Genomic DNA, 4354 nt, shown 5'->3' with positions numbered 1-4354 from the left:
CGGGCGGGGGGGGCGCCGCGGGTGCGGGCCAGGGGGGGCGGCTGCGGATTGTGTCCGGTGGTATGGGGGCCGGGGGGGGGGGCGTGCGGGGGCGGGGCCGGGGGTACGGGCGCCGGCACCGGCCACCCCTGTGCAGGAGGTATCGGCGGCTGCGGGGGCAGGGCCGGATGATGTCCCGGCTGCCCCCACCCCGCGCTGCCGCCCCCTACTCCTTGCTGCATCCGCTGCCACTCCGTCTCGTTCCACCGACTGATGCGAGAACGTTATATGACCACGGGGGCGGGGCCTCCCACCAGCACCGTCAGAGCGTGACTTCGTCCGCCAGTGCGCGCAGCGCCAGCCGGTACGAGCCGATGCCGAAGCCCGCCACGGTCCCGGTCGCCACGGAGGCGATGACCGAGGTGTGCCGGAACTCCTCGCGGGCGTACGGGTTCGAGATGTGCACCTCGATCAGCGGCGCGGTGCGCTGCGCCGCCGCGTCCCGCATGGCGTACGAGTAGTGCGTGAAGGCACCCGGGTTGATCACGACCGGGGTCTTGCCGTCCGCCGCCTCGTGCAGCCAGCGCACGAGCTCGCCCTCGTCGTTGGTCTCGCGGACCTCGACGTCGAAGCCGAGTTCCTCGCCCAGTGTGCGGCAGGTCTCGACGAGCCCGGTGTACGAGGTGGCCCCGTACACGTCGGGCTCGCGCGACCCGAGCCGGCCCAGGTTCGGGCCGTTCAGGACGAGCACCTTGCGGCTCACGCGGACACCTCGCCGTACGCGGCGATCAGGTGGGCGGGGTCGGGGCCCTCCAGGACGGTGGGCTTGCCGAGGCCGTCGAGGACGATGAAGCGCAGCAGGTTGCCGCGGGACTTCTTGTCGACCTGCATGGTCTGGAGCAGCTTGGGCCACTGGTCGCCGCGGTAGGTCAGCGGCAGTCCGACGGCGGCCAGGATCTCCCGGTGCCGGTCGGCCGTCGCGTCGTCGAGGCGGCCCGCGAGCCGGCCGAGCTCGGCGGCGAAGACCATGCCGACGGACACGGCGGCGCCGTGCCGCCACTTGTAGCGCTCGTTCTTCTCGATGGCGTGGGCGAGGGTGTGCCCGTAGTTGAGGACCTCCCGCAGACCCGATTCCTTCAGGTCGCTGGAGACGACGTCCGCCTTGACCTGGATCGAGCGCACGATGAGTTCCGCGGTGTGCGGGCCGTCGGGCGTGCGGGCGGCCGCCGGGTCCGCCTCGATGAGGTCGAGGATCACCGGGTCGGAGATGAAGCCGGCCTTGATGATCTCGGCGAGGCCGCTGACGTAGTCGTTGACCGGCAGCGAGTCCAGCGCCGCGAGGTCGCACAGCACGCCGGCCGGCGGGTGGAAGGAGCCGACGAGGTTCTTGCCCTCGGCGGTGTTGATGCCGGTCTTGCCGCCGACGGCCGCGTCGACCATGGCGAGCACGGTGGTCGGCACGGCGATCCAGCGCACTCCGCGCAGCCAGGTGGCCGCGACGAAGCCCGCGAGGTCGGTGGTGGCACCGCCGCCGACGCCGACGATGACGTCGGTGCGGGTGAAGCCGGACTGGCCGAGGGCCTTCCAGCAGTACGCGGCGACCTCGGCCGTCTTGGCCTCCTCGGCGTTCGGCACCTGGATGGCGACCGCCTCGTAGCCCTGTTCGGCCAGGTCGTCGCGGAGCGCCTCACCGGTCGAGGCCAGCGCCTCGGGGTGGATCACGGCGACCCGCTGCGCCTTCGTGCCGATCAGTGTGCCGAGTTCGCCGAGCAGCTGCCGGCCGACCAGCACGTCGTACGGGTCGTGGCCGGCGCTTCCGCCGACGTTGATCCGCGTCACCTGGTCTGTCATACGTCCTTCAACTCCAGAGCGTCGAGGACCGCCTGGGCGACCTCTTCGGGGGTGCGGTCGTCGGTGGCCACGACGACGCGCGCGACTTCGGTGTACAGGGGGCGGCGGGCCTCCATCAGCTCGCGCCACTGGCGGCGCGGGTTGACGGCGAGCAGCGGGCGGGCTGCGCCCAGGCCGACGCGCCGGACGGCTTCCTCGACGTCCATCGACAGATAGGCGACGGGCAGCCCGGACAGCAGCTCCCGGGTGCCCTCGTCGAGGACGGCGCCGCCGCCGAGGGCGAGGACGCCCGTGTGCTCGGAGAGCGCGGCGGCGACCGCCCGCCGCTCCAGCTCACGGAAGTACGGCTCGCCCTCGTCGACGAAGAGGTCCGAGATCTCTCGGCCCTGCGCGGCGACGATGTCGGCGTCGGTGTCCCGGTAGGGGACGCCGAGCCGTTCGGCGAGCAGCGCCCCCACCGTGGACTTGCCGGAGCCCATGGGCCCGACGAGGACGACCAGTGGTCCGCCCGTCACCGGATCTGCAGGTTGTCGAGGTACGACCGGACGTTGCGGCGGGTCTCGGGGACCGAGTCGCCGCCGAACTTCTCCAGCAGGGCGTCGGCCAGCACGAGCGCGACCATGGCCTCGGCGACGATGCCCGCGGCGGGCACGGCGCAGACGTCGGAGCGCTGGTGGTGCGCGGCGGCCGCCTCGCCGGTGGCCACGTCCACCGTGGCGAGCGCCTTCGGGACGGTCGCGATGGGCTTCATCGCCGCCCGTACGCGCAGCAGCTCGCCCGTGGTCAGACCGCCCTCGGTACCACCCGCACGGCCCGAGGTCCGCTTGATGCCCTCGGGCGTGGACACGATCTCGTCGTGCGCCTTCGAGCCGGGCACCCGGGCCAGGTCGAAGCCGTCGCCGACCTCCACACCCTTGATCGCCTGGATACCCATCAGCGCCGCCGCCAGACGGGCGTCCAGACGCCGGTCCCAGTGCACGTGCGAGCCCAGCCCGACCGGCACCCCGTACGCCAGGACCTCGACGACACCGCCGAGGGTGTCCCCGTCCTTGTGGGCCTGGTCGATCTCCGCGACCATCGCCTTCGAGGCATCCGCATCCAGGCAGCGCACCGGGTCCGCGTCCAGCTTCTCGACGTCGGCGGGCGTCGGGTAGACCCCGTACGGGGCCTTCGCCGAGGCCAGCTCCACCACGTGCGACACGATCTCGATGCCGGCCGCTTCCTTCAGGAAGGACCGGGCGACGGCGCCGAGGGCGACCCGGGCGGCCGTCTCACGGGCACTCGCCCGCTCCAGGATCGGACGGGCCTCGGAGAAGCCGTACTTCTGCATGCCCGCGAGGTCGGCGTGGCCGGGGCGCGGGCGCGTCAGCGGCGCGTTGCGGCCGGTCTCCTTCAGCAGCGAGGGATCGACCGGGTCGGCCGACATCACCGTCTCCCACTTCGGCCACTCGGTGTTGCCGATCATCACCGCCACCGGGGAACCCTGCGAAAGCCCGTGGCGCACGCCGCCGAGGAAGGTGACCTCGTCCTGCTCGAACTTCATCCGGGCACCGCGGCCATAGCCGAGCCGGCGCCGGGCCAGGTGGTCCGCCACCAGCTCGGTGGTGACCGGAACGCCGGCGGGAAGACCCTCCAGCGTCGCGACCAGTGCCGGTCCGTGCGACTCTCCCGCGGTCAGCCAACGCAACCTGCTCAACGATGCTCCTCATGCTCGCGCCTGGTACTGCGGCGGCGCGGCCGGGTGCTCGGCGCCCGGACCCGCCACACCCGATCCTCCCACGTCCGGGCCGGTGCGCCGCCCTCCGGTCCAGCTGGCGGACTGCGGTGCACCCGGGGTCACCCTGGCGGGTGGGCCCGTACGGGAGCAAGATCGGCCCGAGCAGTGCATCAGGTGTGCCGGCGGGGATCGGCCGGCGGGATCAGTGGCGGGTGCGCAGCGCGGCCTCGCCTGCGGCGCGCATGGCCGCCAGCGGCGCGGTGTGGCGGCCGGTCATCTGCTCGACCTGGAGCACCGCCTGGTGGACGAGGAGGTCCAGGCCGCCGAGGAGCCGGCCGCCGTGCTGCGACCAGGCGGCGGCGAGGGCGGTCGGCCAGGGGTCGTACAGGACGTCGAACAGGGTTCCCGCGCCGTCGGCCGGTACGTGGTCCGCCAGCCAGTCCGTGGCGCGTGCCGGAGTGGTCGCGATGACCAGCGGTGCGCCGAGCCCGTCGGCCGCGTCCGTCCAGTCGGCCGTGCGGACGGCCACCTCGAGGCGCTCGCCCCATTCCTGCATCTCGTCGGCGCGGGCCTTGGAGCGCACGTACACCGTGACCTCGCCGGTGCAGATCCGGGCGAGCGCGGCCAGGGCGGAGGAGGCGGTGGCCCCGGCGCCGAGGATGGTGGCGCCGTCCACCGCGTCGACGCCGCGCTCGTGGAGCGCGGAGACGATGCCGGGGATGTCGGTGTTGTCACCGACGCGCCGGCCGTCCCGGGTCAGGACCGGTGTCGTTTAAACAAAGGACGCAGCCGCCGAAAAATTGTGTG

Annotated in this window: 4 protein-coding genes and 1 pseudogene; all 5 read right to left on the bottom strand. The window is 73.1% G+C overall.

Annotation, left to right across the window (positions count from 1 at the left end; all coding sequences use genetic code 11):
* Positions 1-301: 301 nt before the first annotated feature.
* Positions 302-742, bottom strand: a complete 441-nt coding sequence (gene aroQ / locus ACFXA3_RS36845; protein WP_376202692.1) for a type II 3-dehydroquinate dehydratase — start codon at positions 740-742, stop codon at positions 302-304.
* Entirely contained in the window at positions 739-1830 is a 1092-nt protein-coding gene (gene aroB, locus ACFXA3_RS36840) for a 3-dehydroquinate synthase (protein ID WP_385194592.1), read from the bottom strand. The genes aroQ and aroB overlap by 4 nt, the downstream gene beginning before the upstream one ends.
* The gene (locus tag ACFXA3_RS36835; protein WP_385194590.1) at positions 1827-2345 is read right to left on the bottom strand and encodes a shikimate kinase; all 519 of its coding nucleotides are present in this window, start codon (positions 2343-2345) and stop codon (positions 1827-1829) included. Before ACFXA3_RS36835 ends, aroB begins: the two co-directional genes overlap by 4 nt.
* Positions 2342-3526 carry a chorismate synthase gene (gene aroC / locus ACFXA3_RS36830; protein WP_385194587.1) on the bottom strand — a complete coding sequence of 395 codons (1185 nt, stop codon included), beginning with the start codon at positions 3524-3526 and terminating at the stop codon, positions 2342-2344. The genes ACFXA3_RS36835 and aroC overlap by 4 nt, the downstream gene beginning before the upstream one ends.
* A gap of 223 nt (positions 3527-3749) precedes the next feature.
* Positions 3750-4316: pseudogene (locus ACFXA3_RS36825) on the bottom strand (shikimate dehydrogenase); the annotation flags it as partial.
* Positions 4317-4354 lie beyond the last annotated feature (38 nt).

Source organism: Streptomyces sp. NPDC059456 (genome assembly GCF_042750055.1).
Classification (GTDB): Bacteria; Actinomycetota; Actinomycetes; order Streptomycetales; family Streptomycetaceae; genus Streptomyces.
The sequence above is the reverse complement of the archived record's forward strand: the minus strand, read 5'-3'. Positions and strand labels throughout refer to the sequence as shown.

Excerpts from the sequence above, each read along its gene's own strand:
- aroB (WP_385194592.1), bottom strand. The coding sequence starts at position 1,830 with ATGACAGACCAGGTGACGCGGATCAACGTCGGCGGAAGCGCCGGCCAC.